We start from the raw sequence: 23,254 nt of genomic DNA, 5'->3' as shown, positions 1-23,254 counted from the left end.
AACCAGAGGAGAAGAGCCATGAGCACCAAGCCGATCGTGGTGGGCGTCGACGGAACGCCCGCGTCGGACCGAGCGCTGGAGTGGGCACTGGACGAGGCGGTCGTGCGCGGATGCCCGCTGCACGTCGTCCACGCCTGGACCTTCGAGGCGCTCGCCGACTGGACCGAGACCACCGAACAGCGCGTGCGGGCCGAGTCGGAGACGTTGATCGAGAAGGCGGTGCGGAAGGCCTCGGAGCAGCGTCAGGATCTGCCCGAGATCATCCGCACGAGCCTGCGCGGCGACGCGGCCGAGACGCTCGAGAAGGCCTCGGAGGGCGCCGCGATGCTGGTCGTCGCCTCGCACACCGGGCACCGGATCCGTCAGATCGTCCTCGGCTCGACGAGCACGCACGTCGTGCGGCACGCACACGCGCCGATCGTCGTCATCCCGGTGAACGACCGCGAGCTCGCGGAGACCACGCGATGAAGGCCGCCGAGGCGATGGTCCGTCCCCTCGTCACGGTCGGACCGCGTGACTTCGCCCGCCACGCCGAGGGGCTGATGAACGACTTCGGCCTGACGATGCTGCCCGTCGTCGACGGGAACGTGTTCGTCGCCGTGGTGACCCAAGCCGGTTGCCGCCGCGGTGAGGGCGGCTCGCTCAAGGTCGAACAGGTCATGGCGCAGCCGACGCTGACGGTCGGGCCGGAGTTCGACGTGGCGACGCTCTTCGAGGCGATGACCCGCTACGAGGTGCTCTGCGTGCCGGTGCTCGACGACGGCCGGGTCATCGGCGTGGTCACCCGGCTCGACGTGCTGCGGGCCATCAGCCACGACGACCCGCACCTGCGAGTGGGCCATGCCGCTGAGCACGGCTGACCGCGAGGACGTCGTCCACCACGGACTGCCGGTGGCCGAGGTCGTCCTGATGGCGGAGACCGACGAGGCGGCCGGACTCACCACCACCCAGTGGCGGGACCGGCTGGCCGCGCACGGGCCGAACGAGCTGGCCGCCGTGCGCGGCCAGAGCTGGGTGGTGCGGCTGCTCGGACAGCTGCACCACCCGCTCATCTACGTGCTGCTGGTGGCCGCGGGCATCACCGCGGCGCTGGGCGAGGTCGTGGACGCCTCCGTGGTGTTCGCCGTCGTCGTGGTCAACGCCGTCATCGGGTTCGTCCAGGAGGCGCGTGCCGAACGGGCCCTGGACGCCCTGACGGCGATGGTGCGCACCGAGGTGACCGTCGTGCGCGACGGTCTCACCGCACGCGTTCCGTCCGCGGAGCTCGTGCCCGGCGACCTGGTCGTGCTGGAGGCGGGCGACCAGGTCGGCGCGGATCTCCGGCTGGTCACCACGAAGGAGCTGCGCGTCGACGAGTCGGCGCTGACCGGTGAGTCCCTGCCGGTGGCGAAGAGTCCGGGGGAGTTGCCCTCGGACACCGCGCTGGCCGACCGGACCAACATGGCCTACTCCGGCACGCTCGTGACCGCGGGGGGAGGGCGCGGTGTCGTGGTCGGGACCGCCGCGGACACCGAGATCGGCCGCGTGCACCACCTGGTCAGCACGACCACCACCGTGCAGACCCCGCTGACCCGCAAACTCACGCGGTTCAGCCAGATCCTGACCGTGGTGATCCTCGGGCTCGCGGCGTTCAGCGTTGTGGTCGGCCTGCTGCGCGGCGAACCGCTCGCGGAGATGGTCACCGCGGCCGTCGCGCTCGCCGTGGGCGCGATCCCGGAAGGCCTGCCCGCCGCGGTCACCGTGACGCTGGCCATCGGGGTGGCGCGGATGGCGAAGCGCAACGCGATCATCCGCAGGTTGCCCGCCGTCGAGACGTTGGGCAGCACCACGGTGATCTGCACCGACAAGACGGGAACGCTGACCGCCAACGCGATGACGGTCAACACGGTCGTCGCAGGAGGTACACGGCACGACCTGTCCGGCATCGGGTACGAGCCGGCCGGTGCCATCACGCCTGAAGTCACTCCTGCCTTGCGTGAGTGCCTGCTGGCGGGTCTCGCGTGCAACGACGCCCGGATCGTCGAGGACGGTGGGCGCTGGCTCCCGATCGGTGATCCGACCGAGGCCGCGCTCGTCGTGGCGGCGCGCAAAGCCGGGCTCGACGAGAGCGACGTACCCGCCAGGGTGGACGTGTTGCCGTTCAACTCGGAACGGATGTTCATGGCGACCCGGCACGCCACCGACGTGGTCTACGTCAAGGGCGCGGTCGAACGGATCCTCGCCCTCGCCGGGCAGGACAGGTGGGTCGAAGCCGAACAACTGGCCGCCGCCGGCCTGCGGGTCCTGGCCATCGGACGCGCGGCAGGCGTGGAGCTGTCGGAGGAAGGCCTGCGGGACAACGTGGTCCTGCTCGGCCTGGTCGCGATGCACGACCCGGCGCGGCCCGAGGCGATCGAAGCCGTGCGCGCCTGCCAGGCCGCCGGCATCGAGGTCAGGATGATCACCGGTGACCATCCGGCCACCGCCCGTGCCATCGCGGAGGAGTTCGGCATCACCGACGTGCACGCCCGCGTCGCACCCGAGGAGAAACTGAGGCTGGTCAAGGAGATCCAGGCCGGCGGCGAGGTCGTCGCGATGACCGGCGACGGCGTGAACGACGCACCCGCGTTGCGCCGCGCGGACATCGGCGTGGCGATGGGCAAGGGCGGCACCGAGGTCGCCAAGCAGGCCGCCGACATGGTGCTGACCGACGACAACTTCGCTTCGATCCGCGCCGCCGTCGAGGAGGGCCGCGCGGTCTTCGACAACCTGCGCAAGTTCATCATCTGGACGCTGCCGACCAACATGGCCGAGGGCCTGGTGATCCTGACGGCGATCCTGCTCGGCACGGCACTGCCGATCCTGCCGGTGCAGATCCTGTGGATCAACATGACCACCGCGGTCGCGTTGGGACTGACGCTCGCGTTCGAACCGCGCGAGGCGGACGTGATGAGCCGCCCGCCGCTGCCACCGTCGCTCCCGTTGCTGACCCGGCGGCTTGTCGGCCGGATCGTGTTCGTCTCGGCGATCCTGCTCGCGTGCTCGTTCGGCGCGTTCCGCTGGCAGCTCGCGTCGGGTGCCACGCTGGAGGTCGCGCGGACGGTGGCGGTGAACGTGTTCGTCGGCGCCCAGATCGCCTACCTGGTCAACTGCCGCTCGCTGGAGAAGTGGCGGCCGAGCACCGGGCCGAACCGGTGGCTGTGGGTGGGCGTCGGCGTGACCGTGGCGCTGCAACTGCTGCTGACCTACGTGCCGTTCATGAACGACCTGTTCCACACCGAACCGCTCGGGTGGCAGCCCTGGCTCGTGGTCTTCATGCTGAGTGCGGCGGCGTACGTCGTCGTGGAGCTGGAGAAGTGGCGGCAGCGTCACGGGAAAGGCAGTTGATGGCCAAGCTGGGACGCGAGGTGTACGAGCAGGAGCTGCTCCGGCTGCAGACCGAGCTGGTGAAGCTGCAGGAGTGGGTGAAGGCCACCGGCGCCCGGCTCGTGGTGGCGTTCGAGGGCCGGGACGCGGCGGGCAAGGGCTCGGCGATCAAGCGGATCACCGAGCACCTCAACCCGCGCGTCGCCCGCATCGTGGCGTTGCCCGCACCCAGCGAACGCGAACGCACCCAGTGGTACTTCCAGCGCTACGCGGCACATCTGCCGGCGGCGGGCGAGATCGTGCTGCTGGACCGCAGCTGGTACAACCGCGCGGGCGTCGAACGCGTGATGGGCTACTGCACACCGGAGGAGCACAGGCTGTTCCTCCGGCAGTGCCCGCAGTTCGAACGGATGCTCGTCGAGGACGGCGTCCTGCTGCGCAAGTACTGGTTCTCGGTCAGCGACGCCGAGCAGGAACGCCGTTTCCGCAAGCGCCTCGACGATCCTCTGAAGCGCTGGAAGCTGTCGCCGATGGACCTGGAGTCGTTGACGCGCTGGGAGGACTACTCCCGCGCCAAGGACGAGATGATGGTCCACACCGACATCGCCGAATCACCCTGGTACGCGGTCGAAGGCGACGACAAGCGGCGGGCTCGGATCAACATGATCGCCCACCTGCTCGGCACGATCGACTACCAGGAGGTCGCCGCGCCGAAGATCAAGCTGCCCGCGCGGCCACCGTCGAGCGGCTACCAGCGCACGGCCCGCGCTCTGCAGCGGGAAGTACCGGATCACGCCGCCAAACTGGTCTGAGACGTCTGTGGACGTACGAACGAGAAAGGGCGCCGCGAACTGAACTGGTCCCCAGAAGTTGGACTGGCTAACTGAAGGTTAGGCCGCGAGGGCCTGGGCTCGGTATTGGACCGGGCTCAGGCCGTTGAGCGTGGTCGAGATGCGGGTGGTGTTGTACCAGCCGATGTAGTCGTGCAGTGCCGCGGTGAACTCTGCGATGGTGTCGAACTTGTTGTGGTGGAACAGTTCTTCCTTGAGGTGACCGAAGAAGTTCTCGGCTAGGGAGTTGTCGAGGCAGTTGCCCCGTCTCGACATCGACTGAGTCAAGCCCGCGTCGGTCAGCAGGGTGCGCCAGGAGGCGTGCTGATACTGGAAACCCTGATCGGAGTGCATCAGCGGCCGGGCGCCGGCCTCGGTGGGCAGGGTCGCGATCGCCTTGCGCAGCGCGGAGTTCGTGAGTTCCAGTGTCGGTGATGGGCCGTAGGTGTAGGCGATCACAGACCGGTCGAACAGGTCGATCACCGGGGATAGATAGAGCTTGTCCACGCCGATCCGGAACTCGGTCACGTCAGTGACCCATTTCGTGTCCGGAGCGGACGCGCTGAACTCGCGGCCGAGCACGTTGTCCGCGACCGTGCCGGTGTGTCCCAGCCAGGACCGGTACCGCCGCGGCCGCCGCACCTTGCAGACAAGGCCGAGGACGTTCATCAGCTTCAGCACGGTCTTCTTGGTCACCCGCCGGCCCTGCCGTGCCAGCACGATGTGAACCCGCCGATGCCCGTAGCGGCCGTGGGCGGACTCGAACGCCTCGGTGATCGCGGTCTTGAGCTCGGCCTGCGGGTCGGGTGGGTCTGGCCTGGTGATAGAAGAACGTCGAGCGGGCAAGCCCGGCGGCCGCCAGCAGCACCGGCAGCGGATAGTCGGCCTTGAGGGTGGCGATGACCTGGGTCTTCACTCTCGCCCCTGCTCCTTCAAGGCCCGCAGTTTTTCCAGGAACGCCACCTTCGCGGACAGCTCCAGATTCTCCTGCCTCAGGCGGTCCAGCTCGCTGAGCCCGGACGGGTCGACAGGCTTGGCAGGCCGGCCTTTCGACTTGGGCCGCAACCCGTCCTCACCGTCACGCCGATACAACCTGACCCAGGTCTCGACCTGCTTGGGTGAGGCCAGATCATGCTCGCGGGCTAACTCGATCGCGGTCGCCTCACCCGCGACGAACCGGCGCACTATCCCGAGTTTGAACTCGAACGTGAACGACCGCTTACCCGGCATGGACACCAACGCTCCCGCGCTTCGCAGCCTCCAACGATCACGCAAGCGTCGCACCGCCGACCGCGACACACCCAGCCGGGTCGCGACAGCCTTCTCGCCATGCCCGGCTTCGAACAACGCGACAGCAGACTCCCGCTGCCACTCACTCAACGAACTACGCGGATGCAACAAACCGCTCCCCGGAGAGTCGGAACTGGATTCCCAGTCCAACTACCGGGGAGCGGTTCAGAACGCGGCGCCCTCGCTCACTTCTCTCGTAGTTCACCGCAGCCAAGGGTTCGCCTTGACCACCGCCAGGTCGTTCCACCAGTGCGCCAGGCCCCACGTGACGCCGGACGCGGTGGCCGCGAGGGCGATCAGCACGAGGGCGTAGACGACGTGGTAGTCGATGAGCGGGTTGGTCGACATCGTCGCCTCGCCGGTCGAGGTGTGCTGTGCCGGCGGCCATTCCGCGGCCCACATGAACGCCATCATCAGCGAACCGCTGACGGCCGCGATGCGCAGGCCGATGCCGAGCACCAGTGCCACACCGACCGCGAGCAGGCCTGCCATGAACAGCAGGTCGGCCCACCAGGCCCCGGCGATGTCGTGGAACAGCGTCTCGAACGGCCCGACGGCGACCCGGCTGAGGAAGCCGTTCGTGGGCGAGCCTCCCGAGAACCACGCGTTCTTGGGCTGCGTGGCGTAGCCGAGACCGAACGCCTTGTCGACGAACGCCCAGAGGAACAGCAACCCGGTCACGATGCGCAGCACCGCGAGGGGCACGGCACCCGTTCCGGTTCGGGTGCGGACAGGAGCGTGAACAGCGGACATCTTTACCTCCCAGGAAGTTCTTCTGGTTCGAGTCTTGTCCGGAAGGTCGTCCGCGAACGCAGACCTTGGTCCCGACCCGGCCGGGACGTCATCTGCGGGACTTCAGGAAACGGGCGGCCACGAAGATCACCGCGACCGCGACGGCGCCCACGGTGGCGATCAGCCGGTTCACGTCGACGGCGGGCACCCACCGGACGTCGTCTCCGTTGATCACGTAGGCCCCGGTCGGTTTCGCGGAGATCCCGAATCCGCCGCCCTCGCCCTCCTGGCCCTTCTCGTCCCGCCCTGAGCCACCACCGGTGCCGCCAGAGATGGACGCGGCGGCGATGACGGTCACCCCGTTGCGCTCGTACGGATCGGCGTAGACCCGCTTCGCCTCCACGGAGTTCTTGACGCTGGCGATCAGTTCCTCGATCTTCATCAGCACTCCCGGTTCGTCGGTCGTCGGCCCCAGCATCCGGTGAACGGACCCTGCCGGGCAGGGTCCTTCGACTCCGCGTGGTCGTGCCGATGTTCGCGCTGCTCGGAGTGGCCGCGTCGGGCTACGGTGTGCGGGCAGCACTGCGACCGCCGTCCTCATCGCTACCAGCCTGGCCGGACCTGGGCTGAAGGAGAACTGATGAAGCACGCAGGACAGCAGGAGATCGCCAACGTCGTGGTCGACGCCGGTGACCAGACCTCGCCGGACGCCAAGCAGTACGCGCACGACCGGATCGCGCCCCTCGCCAGGTTCGCACCCGAACCGACGAACTACGCGCACGTCCGCATCGCGAACCCCGGTCCGCGCACGGTCGAGGTGCACGCGAACCTCGACGTCAACGGCACCCGCGTGGTGGCGCAGGCGGAGGCGGGCACCGTCACCGAGGCGATCGACGCCGTCCGGGACCACCTGCACCGCCAGCTGCTGAAGATGCACAACTGAGGAGTCAGCGCGCCGCGACGAGCCGTTGGGCGATCGTGTACGCCCAGCGCTCGATCTCGTCCCAGTCCCGGACATCGCCTGCCATCGGGCCCTGCGCCATCTTCTTGGCGATGAAGCCGGCCGCGGTCTCGGGCGTGAGCCTGCCGCCGAAGGTGATGGGTTCGTCCGCACCGATGCGGGCGGCGATCTCGCGCACCTTGCGCGGCGCTCGCTGCGGGGTGAGGTCGGTGCCGAGCGGGCCGCTGTGGAAGAGCCACAACGGCCGGTCCAGCAGGAGCTTCTCGTTGCGGGTCAGCAGTTTCACGGCTTCCCGCCGCCATCGGCCCGCGTACAGCGCGCTGCCGAGCACGACCGCCCTGTAGGGCTCGACGGAGCCGACGTCCGCGGCGTCCAGCACGACGACGTCGTGCGACGCCGAGCGGATCCGTGTGGCGATCGCTTCGGCGATTTCCTTGGTAGCACCCATCTTGGTCGCGTAGGCGACGAGGATCTCGGTCATGCCACCACCATCGTTGCGTTGATCAGGGGTGGACAGAGCCCTTGTGCTCAGTGGCGACGGGACGCCGGTGTCTCGTGGCGGGGATGGACTCCTCCAGATCGGAGGACGCCGAAGAGCGGCGACGCGGTTCGGTTCGATCGTGACAATCTGCGTCCGCGCGCCGCCGCCGTTCTCCAGCCTCCTCAAGGGTTTCCCCGCGCAACAGGGCCGGCGGTGCATTCCGGTTCTGGCGCGAACGGGCCTGCCGCAACGACAACCGCCGTTCGGCCGATCCGATCGTCGTCCTCGTCGAAGTCGCGGATGCGGGTGGTCAGGTCCGCTCCTGGTCGCGGAGGAGGTCGATGACGGGACGGCGGGGCGTCGCGGGCAGCGGATCGGAGTTGAACGCGGCCCAGCCGACGCGGATCACCAGCTGCGGGCAGGAAGCGCCGTCGAGGACCTCGTCGCGCACCAGATCCCTGGTCTCCACGACCTCCAGCGGCTGGCTGAGCGGGCAGCTCGCCAGACCCGCGGCGGTGGCTTCCAGCAGCACCGCGCTGGTCGCCTCCCCGGCCCGCAGCCGCGACAGGTCGTCGTCGGACGACGTGCTCAGCACGAGCAGCGTTCCCGCGTCCTCACCGAGCAGGCTCGGACCACCCTGCAGCAACGATCCCGGGGCGAACTCGCGCATCCGGAGGTCGCCGTACTGGTGGGAGCCCGCGGGGATGTTCGCGGCGGGGACACCGGCCGACGCGCCGGGATACACGCCGCTCCACTGCCGGATCTCGGCCTGGCAGGCGGGGTCGGCTTCCTGGATGCCGGCGGCTTTGGCGGCGGCGATCAGGAGTTCGTCGTGCGCCTTGCCGGTGACGACGTGGGCGTCCACCCCTTCGGCGCGGGCGTTCCGCACGAGTTGCTGGAGGATCTCGTCGGGAGCGGGCCAGGAGGAGAAGGCGCGCCGGTCGCTGCGCCTGCGCGGGATCGCGGCGGCGAGAGCGACGTGCGACTCCCTCGGTTCGAACGGCTGGAACTCGATCGCCGCGAGGTGGTCGGGCCGGCCTGGGTTGGGCAGCCGGTGGATCTTCGCGCGCCAGCCGAGCGCCGCGAGCCCGACCCGCAGGTGGTGCAACGCGGCCCCACAGCTGACGACCAGGTCGGCGCCCAGCGGATCCGTCGCGGGCAGGCCGCGCGTGCGGTCGGCGAACAGGTGCAGGCTGTGCGCACCGATTTCCCAGCGCCACGGCTGGGAGTTGTGCACGGACGGCGCACGTCCGGCCAGCGCCACCGCCGCTCGTACCGTCGTCTCGTCGGGCTGACCGCGGTCCATCCCGCTCACCTCCACGTCGAAGTCCTGCTGTGAAGCTCGCAGCACGAGCGGCCGTTGGAGAGGGGACTACGTCCTGGTCTGGCCGGGCCCTTGGCAGGTGTCCGGCCGCTGCGGCGCCGACGAGGCTTGGTCGCACAGGAACCGAAGATCGCCGGACGCCTGATCCGCGCTCTGCCGAGCGTGGTGGACGTGCACAACAACCTGCGGCCCGAGTGGAACGACCCCACACACCCACCAGACCGAGATTTTCGGCTGAGGAGCGCCATGAGGACTCGAGACGTGATGACGACGGACGTAGTGGTCGTCGAACAGGACACATCAGCGCGTGACGCGGCCCGGTTGATCGCCGAACGCGGCTTCACCGCCCTGCCCGTGGTCGACGCCCGCGGAGCGTTGGTCGGCATGGTCAGCGAGGCCGATCTGCTGCGAGATCGCCTGCCTCAGGATCCGCGGGGACTGGTGCACGGCGAACCCGTCGAAGTCAGGCACGCGCCCGCGGACGTGGTCGCCGAGGTGATGACGAGGTCCCCGGCGACCGTGAGCCCGAACACCGACCTGGCCGAGGTCGCCGGCCTGATGCTCGACCAGGGTGTGCGCAGCGTGCCGGTCGTCCACGAGGGCCACCTCGCCGGCATCGTGACCCGCCGCGACATGCTGCGCTCCATCACCCGCGCGGACTGGGTCATCGAAGCGGAGATCCACCACCGCCTCGGCATGGTCGGTGGTGCGCAGCGGTGGCAGGTCGCGGTCGCCGGCGGCAAGGTGTCCATCGTGGACAAGGGCAACAGCGCCACCGAACGGCACGTGGTCGACGTGCTGGTCCGCGCGGTCGCGGGCGTGACCGACGTCGAGTTCTCCACCGAACCCGTGCGCGCGGGCAGCTGACCGTGTTGACGGAGTTGTAGAGTGTCGAATTGAAGAATTCTTCAAGTCGACAGGTCGTGGTCCCGTGAACGAGTTCGTGGACAGCCTGCTCATCCGCGTGGAGCAGGCGGAACGAGCAGTGCGGCAAGCGGTGGAGCGGCAGGACGAGTACGCGGCGGACGTGCACGCCGCGGATCTCGCCAACCTGCGGCGCCTGGCGGCCGAACACGGGGTGCCGGTCGGCACGCCCGAGGAGGGCTGAGGGGTGCCGGTTCCGCTGTACCAGGCGAAGGCCGAGTTCTTCCGGATGCTCGGCCACCCGGTGCGCATCCGGGTGCTGGAGTTGTTGCAGGACGGCCCCAAAGCGGTGCGCGACCTGCTGGCCGAGATCGAGGTCGAGCCGTCCAACCTCTCCGCGCAGCTGGCCGTGCTGCGCAGGTCCGGCATCGTGACGGCGACCCGCGAAGGGTCGACGGTGGTGTACGCGCTCGCGGGCGCGGACGTGGCCGATCTGATGAAGGCCGCCAGAAGGATTCTCACCGAGTTGCTGGTCGGGCAGAACGAGTTGCTCGCGCAGTTGCGCGAGGACTCCGCGTGAGAGCGTTCCTGCCCGCGAAGGCGGACTGGTCGGCCGCGACGCCGAGAGACGTCGTCGCGGGCCTGACGGTCGCGGTCGTGGCGTTACCGCTGGCACTGGGATTCGGGGTGGCGTCGGGCCTCGGTGCCGCCGCGGGACTGGCGACCGCGATCGTCGCGGGCACCCTGGCCGCGGTCTTCGGCGGCTCCAGCCTGCAGGTGTCCGGGCCCACCGGCGCGATGACCGTGGTGCTGGTGCCGATCGTCGCGACGTTCGGGCCGGGCGGCGTGCTGACCGTCGGGCTGATGGCCGGCGTGCTCCTGCTCGCGTTGGCGGTGGCCAGAGCCGGGCGCTACATGCGGTACGTGCCGGCTCCGGTGGTCGAGGGCTTCACCCTCGGCATCGCCGCGGTCATCGCGCTGCAGCAGATCCCCGCGGCACTCGGCGTGCCCACCCCGGACGGGCACAACGTCGTGGTGAACGCCGTCCACGCGTTCGGGTCCGGCCCCGCTCTGCCCGCCGTCGCCCTCGCGGGCGGAGTCGTCGTGATCATGCTCGTCGGCGCGCGCTGGAAACCGGCGATCCCGTTCTCGCTGCTGGCCGTGGCGGTGGGAACGGCGGTGGCGGAGATCTGGTCCCTTCCCGTGCCCCGCATCGGCTCGTTGCCCGCGTTGCTGTCCGCGCCGTCGCTGTCCTTTCTGGACTTGGGCGCGCTGTGGTCGCTGCTGCCGTCCGCGGTCGCGGTGGCGGCACTCGCGGCGCTGGAGAGCCTGCTGTCCGCGACGGTCGCCGACGGCATGAGCGTGAACCAGCGGCACGACCCGGACCGCGAGCTCTTCGGCCAGGGCATCGCGAACGTCATCACGCCGATGTTCGGTGGTGTGCCCGCGACCGCGGCCATCGCCAGGACCGCGGTCAACGTCCGCTCCGGCGCGACCTCGCGACTGGCGGCCCTGGTCCACGCCGCGACGCTCGCCGCCATCATGCTGGTCGCGGCCTCCGTGGTCGGACGGATCCCGCTGGCCGTGCTGGCCGGAGTGCTGCTCGCCACCGCCGTGCGGATGGTCGAGGTCGGTTCGGTCCGGGTCCTGATGCGCGCGAACCGCTCCGACGCGGTGGTGCTCGCCCTCACCGCGATCGCGACACTGGCACTCGACCTCGTCACCGCCGTGATCGTCGGCCTCGTCGTGGCGGGAGCCCTGGCCCTGCGAGCGGTCGCCAGGTCGGCGCGGATCGACGAGGAACCGCTGGAGCCCGGCGATCACACCCTGGAGGAGCACGAACTGCTCGCCCAGCACATCGTCGCCTATCGGTTGGACGGACCGCTGTTCTTCGCCGCGGCACATCGCTTCCTGCTGGAACTCACCGAGATCGCGGCGGTCTCCGTGGTGATCCTGCGGATGTCCCGCGTGTCCACAATGGATGGCACCGGGGTGCTGGTCCTGCGCGATGCCGTCGAGCGACTGGAGCACAGGGGCGTCACCGTGCTGCTCTCCGGCGTGCGCGACGAGCACCGTCACCAGCTGGAGACCCACGGCGTGCGCACGTTCGCCAGCACACCCGATGCCATCGAGCACGCGCGAGACCACTTGCGCCGCAACGGCACGCTGCCCTGACGGCGTTCAAGAATGCGGAAGTGGATTCTTCTTCGGTTCCACCCGACAGTTCTCCGCGGAATGAGTGCGCTAACAGATGTTCGACGATCTGTTCGCGTGCCCAGTCGAATGCATTCGACACTTCTTGACCGGACGGAGATCGTCCTCCACAGTTTGATGGACGCGACCGGTATCCGCAGCAATGGCACCTCTGTGACGTAATCACTGTTCGTTCAGAAAACGCGATAGGCCACTCGGCGCAAGTGGCCGGTCGAACGGTGCCCCGGTCGAGTTCTCCTTCACCTCAACGAAGAGGAGCACACTCATGGCCGGATCAGGCCATCACCCGCCCACCTCCGTCTCCCGCGCCGGCCGACGTCGAGTGGCCGGCGTCACCGCCGTCGTGGCCGTCCTGCTGGGCGGTCTCGTGGCGGCTTTCAGCGCGACACCCGTGTCGGCGGCGACCGTCGACACCTCCGCCTGGTACGTGCTGGTCAACCGCAACAGCGGTAAGGCTTTGGACGTCTACAACCTCGCCACGAACGACGGCGCGCGCATCACCCAGTGGGCCCGCAACGACGGCAACCAGCAGCAGTGGCAGTTCACCGACTCGGGCGGGGGCTACTACCGGCTGAAGTCACGGCTGTCGGGCAAGGTCCTCGACGTCTACAACTTCTCGACCGCCGACGGCGGCAACATCGTCCAGTGGGCCGACGGCAACGGCACCAACCAGCAGTTCCGCCTCGCCGACTCCGACAGCGGCTACGTGCGCTTGATCAACCGCAACAGCAACAAGAGCGTCGAGGTGCAGGGCGCTTCGACCGCCGATGGCGCGAACGTCGTCCAGTACAGCGACTGGAACGGCACCAACCAGCAGTGGCAGCTGGTCCGCGTCGGTGGCGGCACGGGCCCCACCACCACGACGACCACTCCGCCGGGCGGCGGCTGCCAGCTCCCGTCGAGCTACCGCTGGTCGTCGACCGGCTCGCTCGCGAACCCGAAGCAGGGATGGGTGTCGCTCAAGGACTTCACGCACGTCATGTACAACGGCAAGCACCTGGTCTACGCGACGACGCACGACACGGGGACGACCTGGGGCTCGATGAACTTCGGGACGTTCACGAACTGGTCGGACATGGCCTCGGCGAGTCAGAACGGGATGAGCGCGGGCACGGTCGCCCCCACGCTGTTCTACTTCGCACCGAAGAACATCTGGGTGCTCACCTACCAGTGGGGCGGGACCGCGTTCAGCTACCGGACGTCGAACGACCCCACCAACCCGAACGGGTGGTCGTCGGCGCAGACCCTGTTCACCGGAAGCATTCCCAACTCCGGCACAGGCCCGATCGACCAGACGCTCATCGGTGACGACACGAACATGTACCTGTTCTTCGCCGGTGACAACGGCAAGATCTACCGGGCCACCATGCCGATCGGGAACTTCCCCGGCAGCTTCGGCTCGTCCTGGACGCAGATCATGAGCGACACGACGGCGAACCTGTTCGAGGGCGTCGAGGTCTACAAGGTCCAGGGCCAGAACCAGTACCTCATGATCGTCGAGGCGATGGGCAACAACGGGCGCTACTTCCGCTCGTTCACGTCCAGCAGCCTCAGCGGTTCCTGGACACCGCAGGCCGCCACCGAGAGCAACCCGTTCGCCGGCAAGGCCAACAGCGGCGCCACCTGGACCAACGACATCAGCCACGGCGACCTGATCCGCTCCAACCCCGACCAGACCAAGACCATCGACCCCTGCAACCTCCAGCTCCTCTACCAGGGTCGCAACCCCAACTCCGGCGGTGACTACGGCCTCCTGCCGTACCGGCCGGGCGTGCTGACGCTGCAACGCTGAGCGTCTGACGCAGGTCGTTCCAACGAGGCCGGCTCTCCTCACCTCACCGGGTGGGGGAGCCGGCCTTCGTGGATCCTGAGTCAGGCGAGCGCGTCGTAGACGGCGGAGACGTAAGCCTCGCTGCGGTCCGAGCCGATGATGCCGGGCGCCATGCGGTTCATCGCGTACGAGATGGTGAGGCGGCGCTCGAGATCCACGATGATCATCGACCCGCCCCACCCGCCCCAGAAGCAGATCCTCCCGGCGGGGATCCAGGACAGGGTCTCCTTCTTCGGCAACGCGAAGCCCGTTCCCCAGCGGATCGGGATGCCGAGCACCAGGTCCACGCCGTCGGCCTGGTCCTCGAAGATCAGATCCAGGGTCGCCTGGCCGAGGTAGCGGGTGCCGTCGACGCTGCCGCCCCTGGCGATCACCGACAGGAGCCGGGCGACCGAACGGGCGTTGCCGTGGCCGTTCAGCGCGCCGATCTCGGCTCTGCGCCAGTCGGCCGTGTTGGCCGCGTCGGCACTCACGGCCGGCCCCGCGAACGTCCGGGCCGCGATGCTGCCGGGCTCGGGCAGCCGCGACGGCGGAGGCGGCGGGATGATCTCGGCGACTCGAGGCCAGTCCTCCTCGGCCGCGCCCAGCTGGAAGTCCGCCGCGAGTGGACCGCTCAGCTCGGTCGCGACGAACTCGCGCAGCGTGCTGCCGGTGACCCGCCGGACGAGTTCGCCGAGGAGATGGCCGTAGGTGGCCGCGTGGTAACCCGACGCGGTACCCGGTTCCCACCACGGTTCCTGACCGGCGAAGAGCGCCGTCGTGTCCGCCGGGTCGTAGAGGTCGGTGAGCTTCACCGGTTGCTCGAGTCCGGAAAGGCCGGAGGTGTGCGACAGGAGGTGGCGGATCTCGACGGCCTCCTTGCCGCGGGCCGCGAACTCTGGCCAGTACCGGGCGACCGGAGCGTGTGCGTCCAGCTGTCCGCGATCGATCAGCATCAGGATCGCGAGACTGGTGACGGTCTTCGTCGTCGACCAGACGTTGACGATCGTGTCCCGTTCCCAGCCGGCGGTGCGCGCGGCATCGCGGTAACCACCCCAGACGTCCACAACGGACTCACCGTCGATGTCCACGACGAGCGAAGCGCCGAGCTCCTCACCGGTGGCGAGGTTGTTCTCGAACGCGGCGCGAACGGCATCGAAGCGACCGTCGTGCGTGCCGGAGGAGAGGGTCATGCCGCCAGGTTAGAACCTGACGCCGGCGTCAGGTGCAAGGAGTGATTCGAGATGCGAATCGCTGAACTGGCAAGGCTGACAACGTCTTCGCGTCTTCGCTTGATTCGGCCAAGTTCGCTTGTTAACGTCCACATCCGCTTGTGGCGCGGGTCACACCGAAGCCGCCTTTTCGGCCTGCCTCGAACCGTGGCGACCGTCAACGTTGATCCACGCGAGGAGCAGGAATGGTATTCCCGAGGTTCGCTGTGCTGGCTGTCGTGCTGCTGGCGGCGGCGTGCGGCGGGCCAGCGGCCGGTGATCAGCCCAAACCCGGTGACGGTGCGCTCGTGGGCGTCACGATGCCGACGACCAAGTCGGAGCGCTGGATCAGCGACGGCGAGAACATCAAGCGAGACCTGGAGTCGCGCGGGCACCGGGTCGACCTCCAGTACGCCGAGAACGACGTGCCCACCCAGGTGAAGCAGATCGAGGACCAGATCGCCAAGGGCGCGAAGCTCCTGATCATCGCCTCGGTGGACGGCTCGGCGCTGACCAAACCGCTCGACACGGCCGCGAACGCCAGGATTCCGGTGATCGCCTACGACCGGCTTCTGCGGGGGAGCCCGAACGTCGACTTCTACGCGACGTTCGAGAACTTCCGGGTCGGCGTCTACCAGGCCGAGTCGCTGCTGACCGGACTGGGCCTGCGCAACGCCGACGCCAGCCCCGGCCCCGCGGCGGGTCCGTTCAACATCGAGCTGTTCGCAGGCTCCGCGGACGACAACAACGCGGCGTTCTTTTTCAACGGTGCCATGTCCGTGCTCAAGCCGTACCTCGACAACGGCAAGCTGGTGGTGCGCAGCGGTCAGACGGAGTTCCAGGCTGTCACGACGCTCCGGTGGGACGGCGAGACCGCACGCAAGCGCATGGAGGAGATCCTTGGCGCGACCTACCGCAAGGCCAAGGTGAACGGCGTGCTCTCGCCCTACGACGGCATTTCCCTCGGCATCCTCACCGCGCTGAAGACCGGCGGCTACGGCCCCGAGTTCCCGATCGTGACCGGCCAGGACGCCGAGCTCGCTTCGGTGAAGTCCATCCTCGCCGACGAGCAGTACTCGACGATCTACAAGGACACCCGCGAACTGGCGAAGGCCACGGCGTCGATGGCCGAGGCCGTGCTGAGGGACCGCACGCCGCCGCAGCTGAACAACCTCAACGACTACGACAACGGCGTCAAGGTCGTCCCGGCGTTCCTCCTGAACCCGGTGAGCGTCGACAAGGTCAACTGCCACAAGGTTCTCGTGGAGTCCGGGTACTACACCGACGACCAGCTCCGCTAGCCGCGTGAGCGTGGCGGTGACGTCACCGCCACGCTCCTGTGCCGTGGTGCCGTTCAGGGATTCCGGCTCCGCTATTCGAAAATCCCGTAGCCCGCGACGGCGTGTGCCCGCACGCCGTCCATGTCGAGCTCCACGCCGATGCCGGGGGTGTCGGGCAGCGTGATGTAACCGTCCTTCACGATCGAGCCGCTCCCGTCGGGCGCGTGGACGTAGCTGTCCCACACCGCGCGCTCTTCGAGCGCGTGCCATTCCTGGACGAAGAAGTTGGGGATGGCTCCACACAGGTGCGACGTGGCCATCGTGCCCAGCGGCGTCGACACCAGGTGCGGTGCGAACGGGATGTAGTGCATCTCCGCGAGGTTGGCGATCTTCTTGGCTTCGGCGAGACCGCCGCACTTCGGCACGTCCGGTTCGATGACGTCCACGGCGCCGCGTTCGAGCAGGTCGCGGAATCCCCACCGCAGGTAGAGGTTCTCGCCCGCGCAGATCGGGGTGCGGGTCTGCGCGCGCACCCGTGCCAGCGCGTCGACGTTCTCCGCCGGCAGCGGCTCCTCGAGCCACATCAGGCGGAACGGCTCGAGCTCCCACGAGATCCGGCAGGCGCTCGGCACGTCGTAGCGGGCGTGCAGGTCGATGGCCAGGTCGACGTCCGGACCGATCGCCTCCCGCACGGCCGCCACGCGCTCGACCATCGAGCGCAGCTCGGCGGCGTTGATCGTGTGGTTGAAGTCGTCGAACTTGGCGGGGTGGTGGAGGTCGTCGATGTCGAACTTGATGGCGGTGAAGCCCTCGGCGACCATCCGCTGGGCCCGGTCGACGCAGCCGGCGATCGAGCCCGCCGGGTCGTCGCCGTCACCGCAGTCGGCGTAGAGGCGGATCCGGTCGCGGAACTTCCCGCCGAGCATCCGGTAGACCGGCTGGCCCGCGGCCTTGCCCGCGAGGTCCCACAGCGCGATCTCGATCCCGGACAGGGCGATCACGAACACCCCGCCCTGGGGGCCGGCGAAGACCTTGTTGCGGCGCAGCTTCTCCCAGCACCGCTCGACGTTGCGCGGGTCCTCGCCGATCAGGAGGGGTGCCAGAAATTCGATCATTCCGACGACGGCGCCCGCGCCGGCGTCGGGATTGGCCTCGCCGAACCCGCTGAGGCCCTCGTCGGTGTCGATCCGGACCAGCGTGGCCTGGCCGTGGTAGTCCACCACCGCCGTCGTGACGTTGACGATCCGCATTGCTCTCCCGCCGCTGGGTTGTGCAGAGAACAGACTCTGTTGCTGTGTCCAACTTGTCCTATAAGCTGATGACATGCAAAGGGGACAAGAGTCTTCGGACGCTGTCAAGGTCCGGACTCTCCCGGTGCAGGTGGCCGCACACCTGACCCGGCGCATCGTCAGCGGCGAGATCGAGGACGGGCGTGCTCCGTCGGAACTCGACATCTCCCGGGAGTTCGGGGTGTCCCGCGTGGTGGCGCGGGAGACGCTCAAGATCCTCGCCTCGCTCGACATCGTCGAGGTCGCGCAGGGCCGCCGCGTCGTCGTGCGCCCTCCGGCCGAGTGGGACTACCTGAGCCCATTGCTGATCGAGTGGATGCCCACCGAGATCGTCGGTGAGCTGCTGCAGGAGCTGCACCAGATGCGCGTGCTGCTCGAACCCGAACTCGCCGCGATGGCCGCGGCCAGCGTCACCGGCGAGACGCTGGAGCGGCTCAAGGACGAGCTCGACCGCATGTCGGCGCTCGAGGGGGATCCCAACGCCTACCTCGAGGTCGACCACGAGTTCCACATGGAGATCTGCCGGGCGGCGGACAACCGCATTCTCGACCGGATCATGTACTCCGCCCGCTGGCTGGGCACGGCCAGCAGGCGCATCACCAACGAGGCGCCGGCCGCGCTGCGCAAGGCCACCGGCGACCACACGGAGATCTACGAGGCACTCGTGGCGCGCGATCCGGAAGCGGCCCGCGCGGCGATGCGCAAGCACCTGGCCAACAACTCCAATCTCCTCGCGGAGAAGGAGCAGCAGACCAAACGCGCCGCTCGACGGCGTTAGCGCACCGCACGAGAGTCTTTCGCTTCACCGTTCTTCAGCTCATGAACGACCCGGCAGCGCGGCTCACGCCTCGTTGTCCCGCCGGTTGCAACGTCGCCCCGTCGGTACGCGTCCGCTCGCCGGACGTGAGAGGAGTGGTCATGGAAGAGAAAACGGACTTATCGAGGCGCACCTTCCTCGGGGCGAGCGCGCTGGGCGTGCTCAGTCTCGCCGGGTGCGGGCCAGGCGCCGCACCCGCGCCGCAGGTCGACGTCCAAGTGCCCCAAGCACTGCTCGACCAGGCAGCGTCGCTGCGAGGCGGGTCGGTGGGGATGCTCTCGCAGAAGCTGTACGCGGAGGCCGCCAACCAGGCGCTGGACAGGTCGCTGCAGGTGTTCGCACAGGCAACCGGCACCACGGTCCGCAACGACCTGGTCTCCGGTGACGCCGGCGACATGGTCGCGAAGATGGACGCCGAGGTGAAGGCGGGCACCAGTCGCGACTTCGCCTTCGTGAGCGATCGGCGGTTCGTCGGGCAGCTCCACAACCTCGGCGCCCTCACCGACGTCACCGACGTGGTCGACGAGATGCGCAAGCTCTACGGCGAGCCCGCGACGGAGGCGACCAACTACTGCGTGTTCGGCGGGCGTTGGTTCGCGATCCCCTACCACTTCATCGCGTCCGCGATGTACCTGCGCAAGGACTGGTACCAGGAGAAGGGGCTGGAGCTCAAACCCCACTACACGTGGGAAGAGCTGCGCGACAACGCGCTGGAGGTCTCCGACCCGGCCAAGAAGCGCTTCGGCTGGGGTCTGACGGTGAACCGCTCCGGCGACGCCAACGGCTTCATCGCGAACGTCATCAACTGCTACGGCGGCGCGATCGCGGACAACACCGGCACGAAGGTGGTGTTCAACTCGCCGGAGACCGTCGCCGCCGTCACGTTCATCGGCGACATCTACACGAACCCGAAGTACACGCCGATGCTGCCGCCGGGGATCGGCAGCTGGACCGACTCGAGCAACAACGAGAACTGGCTGGCCCAGATCCTGGGGCTGACGCTCAACCAGTTCAGCGTCTACGCCGACTCGAAGACCAAGAACAACCCGGTCTACGCCAACACCCACCCGTTCAACGGCGCCACCGGACCGGCGATCGACAAGCCGCTCGCGTTCGGCGAGTCCAACTCGTTCGTCGTGTTCAAGGGGGCGAAGAACGCCGATCTCGCCAAGCTGGTGGCGAAGTACATGGTCAGCGGGACCGCGCTGCTCGGTGTCGCGAAGGGAGCACCGTGCCTGGTCAACCCCTCGTGGGACAAGGTGTGGGACTCCGACCCCTACTACACCAGCGGTGACCCGGCCTTCCCCGCGCTGCGGGAACAGACCCGCACGCCGCTCCCGGTGACCACCAGGACCGGCTTCAAGTTCCCCCAGGCGCCGAGCCCCGGCGAACAGGCCGCCACCGCCGCCTACCTGCTCACCGACATGATGCAGTCGGTCATCCAGGGCACCAAGCCGGCGGACGCCGTCGCCTCGACCCACACCCGCATCGTCCAGGTCTTCGAGCAGCAGGGCTACAAGCAGTGACCGTGGTGCGCACCAGGCCGGCGCCGGTTCGTCCGGCGCCGCGCGGGCCTTCTTCGCACACCAGGTCGCAGCGGATGTTCGGGCGCGACTGGCGCCTCGCCGCCGTGTTCATCGGGCCGACGCTGGTGCTGGTCTCCGGCCTGATCCTGTTCCCGATCGTCAGCTCGGTCCTCACCAGCACGACGGAACGCCACGGTGCGGAGACGGTCTTCGTAGGACTGGACAACTACACCGCCCTCATCGGCGACACCGTGTTCCACAAGGGAGTGCTCAACTCCTTCGTCTTCACCGCGTACGCCGAGATATTCAAGGTGACCCTCGGCCTCATCGCGGCGATGATGCTGCACCACATGCGCCGCGGCCGGGCGATCATCGCCGGGGTGATCCTGCTGCCGTGGGTCGTGCCGACGGTCGTCACGGCCTTCACCTGGCGGTCGTTGTTCGACCCGATCTTCGGCAGCGTCAACGTCCTGCTCACCGACTCGGGCATCGGGCCGGCCCTCGCTGCCGTCGGGCTCGTCGACAAATGGCCGGCGGAGTGGCTGTCCGATCCCGCGCTCGCCATGCCGGCGGTCATCCTGGTCAACGTCTGGAAGGGCATCCCGTTCTTCACGGTGACGTTCCTCGCCGGGCTCAAGGCCATCGACAGCGGGCTCTACGAGGCGGCGGTGGTGGACGGCGCCTCGCCGTGGCAGCGCTTCGTGCACATCACGTTGCCGGGCCTGCGTCACATCATGATCGTGACGGTGTTGCTGTCGTCGATCTGGACGTTCAACAACTTCGACCTGATCTGGCTGATGACCCAGGGCGGGCCGGGGGACGCCACCGCCCCGTACGTGATGGTGGCCTACTCGAAGGCCATTCAGCAGTTGCAACTGGGCGCGGGCGCCGCGGTCACGCTGGTGATGCTGCCGATCATCGGCATCCTCGTGGTGATCCTCGTGCGGATGATGCGGCGCAGCGACCAGCCGGGCGCGAGCGACATGGGGCGCAGGCGGCTCACTCCCGCCCAGCGCAGGGCGCTGCCGTGGGTGATCGTCGCGGGCTCGACGCTCATCCTGGTCTGGGCGTCGCCGCACATCGTGTGGAAGGCCGCTGTCGTGCTGGGCGTGTTCGTGCTGCTCGCGGCCGCCGTCGGACGGGTCGTCTCCATGCTCGCCGCGCGGGGCAACCAGCTGGCCGCACGGGTGGTCAGCGGTACCGGCAGCGGGATCGCGCTCATGGGTCTGCTGGGCTTCGTGCTCGCCCCGCTGTACTGGATGACGGTCACGGCCTTCAAGTCCGACAACCAGATCGTCGCGCGCACCGACGACCTGTGGCCGACCCCGTGGAGCACCGAGCAGTTCACCAACCTGTTCACGGGCAGGGCGTTCGGCACCTGGTACGTCAACACGATCCTGGTGTCGGTGGCGTCCACCGTGATCGCCCTGGTCTGCGCGGCGCTGGCGGGCTATGCGTTGGCGCGACTGAAGTTCCGGGGCTCGGAGAGCTTCACGGTGACGATCCTGCTCACCTACGTGATGCCGGGCGCGCTGCTGTTCATCCCGCTGTACCAGATGATGAGCGGGATCGGGCTCAACGACTCGTTGTGGTCGCTCGTGCTCGCCTATCCGACGTTCACCCTGCCGTTCGCGACATGGCTGCTCGTCGGCTACTTCAAGTCGATCCCCGCCGACCTCGAGGAGGCCGCGCTGGTCGACGGCTGCACGCGGTTCGGGGCGTTCATCCGAATCGTGCTGCCGCTGGCCAAGCCCGGCCTGCTCGCGGTCGCGCTGTTCACGCTCACCAACGCGTGGAACGAGTTCCTGTTCGCCTTCGTGTTCATCACCAAGGACGACTACAAGACGCTGCCCGTCGGCATGCAGTCGATGATCTTCGGTGACGTCGTGCCGCAGGGACAGCTGGCCGCGGCCTCGCTGCTGATCAGCATCCCGGTCGTGACCATGTACGCGTTCGGTCAGAGGTTCCTGACCGAGGGCCTCACCGCGGGGGCCGTGAAGGGATGAGCGAGACACCGGCGATCACGGAGGAGCACGTCGCGACGGCGTCCCGGCCGAGCGACCTGCGCATCACCGACCTGCGGGTGGCCAACGTGGCCGGCGTGCCGTTCCGCTCGTCGATCATCAGGATCGACACCAACCAGGGCCTGGTCGGCTACGGAGAGGTGCGCGACCAGGCCAGCGCCACCTACGCGCTCATGCTCAAGAGCCGGCTCGTCGGTGAGAATCCCTGCAACGTCGACAAGATCTTCCGCAAGATCAAGCAGTTCGGCTTCCACGGCCGCCAGGGCGGCGGGGTCTCCGGCGTCGAGATGGCGCTGATGGACCTCGCCGGCAAGGCCTACGGAGTGCCCGCGTACGCGTTGATCGGGGGACGGTTCCGGGACGAGATCCGTTGCTACGCGGACACTCCGTCGCTGCCGGACCCGCACGCGATGGGCGCCAGGCTGCTGGACCGGAAACAGCGCGGGTTCACGATGCTGAAGATGGACGTGGGCATCGACCTGCTGTGGGACGTGCCGGGGGCGCTGATCGCGCCGCCGGGCGCCCGCGCGGACCTGACGACGATGCATCCGTTCACCGGCATCCAGGTCACCGCCAAGGGTGTCGACCACCTGGCGTCCTATGTGGACACCGTCCGCTCCGTCGTCGGCTACGACATCGCGCTCGCCGCCGACCACTTCGGTCACATCGCCCTCGACTCCTGCATCCGGATCGGCCGCGCGCTGGAGCCGTTCACCCTGGCGTGGATCGAGGACCTGATCCCGTGGCAGCTGACCGACCAGTGGCGCCGGCTCACCGCGGCCGTCGCCGTCCCGACGTGCACGGGGGAGGACATCTACCTGCTCGACGGCTTCCGGCCGTTGCTCGACGCCGGCGCCATCCGCGTCGTGCATCCCGACCCGGCGACGGCGGGCGGGATCGCGGAGACCAAGCGGCTCGGCGACTACGCGCAGGAGCGCGGAATCGCGATGGCACTGCACCTGGCGGCGTCGCCGATCGCGACGATGGCGTGCGTGCACCTGGCCGCCGCCACGGAGAACTTCCTGGCGCTCGAACACCACGCGGCCGAGGTGGAGTTCTGGAGCGACCTCGTCACCGGCCTGCCCCGGCCGCTGATCCAGAACGGCCACATCACGGTGCCGGACACGCCAGGACTGGGGTTCGGCGACCTCGACGAGGAACTGCTGCAACGCCACCTCGACCCGCGCGACCCGGTGTTCTTCGCCGAGACGACGCACTGGGACGCGGAGTCGAGCCACGACAGGCTGTGGAGCTGA

23 protein-coding genes are annotated in these 23,254 nt (G+C 68.6%); 15 read left to right on the top strand and 8 right to left on the bottom strand.

The window, feature by feature from the left end; translation table 11 throughout:
- Window positions 1-18 precede the first annotated feature (18 nt).
- From OG205_RS12285 to ppk2, 4 genes are read left to right on the top strand one after another with little or no spacing between them, the layout of a single operon-like run.
- Window positions 19-468: a universal stress protein gene (locus OG205_RS12285; RefSeq protein WP_330276342.1), complete on the top strand. Its 450-nt coding sequence runs from the start codon at window positions 19-21 to the stop codon at window positions 466-468.
- Window positions 465-860: a CBS domain-containing protein gene (locus OG205_RS12280; protein WP_330276341.1), complete on the top strand. Its 396-nt coding sequence runs from the start codon at window positions 465-467 to the stop codon at window positions 858-860. The genes OG205_RS12285 and OG205_RS12280 overlap by 4 nt, the downstream gene beginning before the upstream one ends.
- The gene (locus OG205_RS12275) at window positions 841-3,366 is read left to right on the top strand and encodes a cation-translocating P-type ATPase (RefSeq protein WP_330276340.1); all 2,526 of its coding nucleotides are present in this window, start codon (window positions 841-843) and stop codon (window positions 3,364-3,366) included. The genes OG205_RS12280 and OG205_RS12275 overlap by 20 nt, the downstream gene beginning before the upstream one ends.
- Window positions 3,366-4,157, top strand: a complete 792-nt coding sequence (ppk2, locus tag OG205_RS12270; RefSeq protein WP_330276339.1) for a polyphosphate kinase 2 — start codon at window positions 3,366-3,368, stop codon at window positions 4,155-4,157. Before OG205_RS12275 ends, ppk2 begins: the two co-directional genes overlap by 1 nt.
- Window positions 4,158-4,235: 78 nt before the next feature.
- Here ppk2 and OG205_RS12265 read toward each other — a convergent pair whose 3' ends face one another.
- The 4 genes from OG205_RS12265 to OG205_RS12250 form a co-directional block, all read right to left on the bottom strand.
- On the bottom strand, window positions 4,236-5,021 hold the full coding sequence (locus OG205_RS12265) for an IS3 family transposase (RefSeq protein ID WP_330276338.1): 786 nt from the start codon (window positions 5,019-5,021) through the stop codon (window positions 4,236-4,238).
- A 66-nt stretch (window positions 5,022-5,087) separates the two neighbouring features.
- Entirely contained in the window at window positions 5,088-5,555 is a 468-nt protein-coding gene (locus tag OG205_RS12260) for a transposase (protein ID WP_442916576.1), read from the bottom strand.
- Between the two features lie 111 nt (window positions 5,556-5,666).
- Complete coding sequence (locus OG205_RS12255) at window positions 5,667-6,218, bottom strand: hypothetical protein (protein ID WP_330276337.1); 552 nt, start codon at window positions 6,216-6,218, stop codon at window positions 5,667-5,669.
- An 88-nt stretch (window positions 6,219-6,306) separates the two neighbouring features.
- On the bottom strand, window positions 6,307-6,675 hold the full coding sequence (locus tag OG205_RS12250; protein ID WP_330276336.1) for a spore germination protein GerW family protein: 369 nt from the start codon (window positions 6,673-6,675) through the stop codon (window positions 6,307-6,309).
- 162 nt (window positions 6,676-6,837) lie between these two features.
- On the opposite strand from OG205_RS12250, the gene OG205_RS12245 reads away from it, so the two are divergent.
- Window positions 6,838-7,140, top strand: coding sequence for an HPF/RaiA family ribosome-associated protein (locus tag OG205_RS12245; protein ID WP_330276335.1), 303 nt, complete (start codon window positions 6,838-6,840; stop codon window positions 7,138-7,140).
- Between the two features lie 4 nt (window positions 7,141-7,144).
- Here OG205_RS12245 and OG205_RS12240 read toward each other — a convergent pair whose 3' ends face one another.
- Window positions 7,145-7,639, bottom strand: coding sequence for a flavodoxin domain-containing protein (locus OG205_RS12240; protein ID WP_330276334.1), 495 nt, complete (start codon window positions 7,637-7,639; stop codon window positions 7,145-7,147).
- A gap of 310 nt (window positions 7,640-7,949) precedes the next feature.
- Window positions 7,950-8,990 carry an Acg family FMN-binding oxidoreductase gene (locus OG205_RS12235; RefSeq protein WP_330276333.1) on the bottom strand — a complete coding sequence of 347 codons (1,041 nt, stop codon included), beginning with the start codon at window positions 8,988-8,990 and terminating at the stop codon, window positions 7,950-7,952.
- A 219-nt stretch (window positions 8,991-9,209) separates the two neighbouring features.
- Here OG205_RS12235 and OG205_RS12230 point away from each other — a divergent pair, with 219 nt between their 5' ends.
- From OG205_RS12230 to OG205_RS12210, 5 genes are all read left to right on the top strand, one after another.
- Window positions 9,210-9,830 carry a CBS domain-containing protein gene (locus tag OG205_RS12230; protein WP_330276332.1) on the top strand — a complete coding sequence of 207 codons (621 nt, stop codon included), beginning with the start codon at window positions 9,210-9,212 and terminating at the stop codon, window positions 9,828-9,830.
- A gap of 64 nt (window positions 9,831-9,894) precedes the next feature.
- On the top strand, window positions 9,895-10,071 hold the full coding sequence (locus OG205_RS12225; RefSeq protein ID WP_330276331.1) for a hypothetical protein: 177 nt from the start codon (window positions 9,895-9,897) through the stop codon (window positions 10,069-10,071).
- A gap of 3 nt (window positions 10,072-10,074) precedes the next feature.
- A complete protein-coding gene (locus tag OG205_RS12220) occupies window positions 10,075-10,407 on the top strand; it encodes an ArsR/SmtB family transcription factor (RefSeq protein WP_319979335.1) in 333 nt (110 codons plus the stop codon).
- Complete coding sequence (locus tag OG205_RS12215) at window positions 10,404-12,002, top strand: SulP family inorganic anion transporter (protein ID WP_330276330.1); 1,599 nt, start codon at window positions 10,404-10,406, stop codon at window positions 12,000-12,002. Before OG205_RS12220 ends, OG205_RS12215 begins: the two co-directional genes overlap by 4 nt.
- Window positions 12,003-12,306: 304 nt before the next feature.
- On the top strand, window positions 12,307-13,833 hold the full coding sequence (locus OG205_RS12210; RefSeq protein ID WP_330276329.1) for a non-reducing end alpha-L-arabinofuranosidase family hydrolase: 1,527 nt from the start codon (window positions 12,307-12,309) through the stop codon (window positions 13,831-13,833).
- An 80-nt stretch (window positions 13,834-13,913) separates the two neighbouring features.
- On the opposite strand, the gene OG205_RS12205 is transcribed toward OG205_RS12210, so the two are convergent.
- Entirely contained in the window at window positions 13,914-15,044 is a 1,131-nt protein-coding gene (locus OG205_RS12205) for a serine hydrolase domain-containing protein (protein ID WP_330276328.1), read from the bottom strand.
- A 224-nt stretch (window positions 15,045-15,268) separates the two neighbouring features.
- On the opposite strand from OG205_RS12205, the gene chvE reads away from it, so the two are divergent.
- On the top strand, window positions 15,269-16,363 hold the full coding sequence (gene chvE, locus OG205_RS12200; RefSeq protein WP_330276327.1) for a multiple monosaccharide ABC transporter substrate-binding protein: 1,095 nt from the start codon (window positions 15,269-15,271) through the stop codon (window positions 16,361-16,363).
- 71 nt (window positions 16,364-16,434) lie between these two features.
- Here the strand turns inward: chvE and OG205_RS12195 are convergent, their stop codons facing one another.
- The gene (locus OG205_RS12195; protein ID WP_330276326.1) at window positions 16,435-17,592 is read right to left on the bottom strand and encodes a mandelate racemase/muconate lactonizing enzyme family protein; all 1,158 of its coding nucleotides are present in this window, start codon (window positions 17,590-17,592) and stop codon (window positions 16,435-16,437) included.
- A 73-nt stretch (window positions 17,593-17,665) separates the two neighbouring features.
- Here OG205_RS12195 and OG205_RS12190 point away from each other — a divergent pair, with 73 nt between their 5' ends.
- From OG205_RS12190 to OG205_RS12175, 4 genes are all read left to right on the top strand, one after another.
- Window positions 17,666-18,409 (top strand): FadR/GntR family transcriptional regulator, encoded by a 744-nt coding sequence (locus OG205_RS12190; protein ID WP_330276325.1) that lies wholly within the window; start codon window positions 17,666-17,668, stop codon window positions 18,407-18,409.
- 140 nt (window positions 18,410-18,549) lie between these two features.
- Window positions 18,550-19,974, top strand: a complete 1,425-nt coding sequence (locus tag OG205_RS12185) for an ABC transporter substrate-binding protein (RefSeq protein WP_330276324.1) — start codon at window positions 18,550-18,552, stop codon at window positions 19,972-19,974.
- 2 nt (window positions 19,975-19,976) lie between these two features.
- Window positions 19,977-21,980, top strand: coding sequence for an ABC transporter permease (locus OG205_RS12180; protein WP_330276323.1), 2,004 nt, complete (start codon window positions 19,977-19,979; stop codon window positions 21,978-21,980).
- A complete protein-coding gene (locus OG205_RS12175) occupies window positions 21,977-23,254 on the top strand; it encodes a mandelate racemase/muconate lactonizing enzyme family protein (protein ID WP_330276322.1) in 1,278 nt (425 codons plus the stop codon). Before OG205_RS12180 ends, OG205_RS12175 begins: the two co-directional genes overlap by 4 nt.

The organism is Lentzea sp. NBC_00516 (assembly GCF_036346835.1).
In the GTDB taxonomy this organism is placed as follows: domain Bacteria; phylum Actinomycetota; class Actinomycetes; order Mycobacteriales; family Pseudonocardiaceae; genus Lentzea; species Lentzea sokolovensis.
Note: the sequence above shows the minus strand (reverse complement) of the source record. Positions and strands in the feature narration are given on the sequence as shown.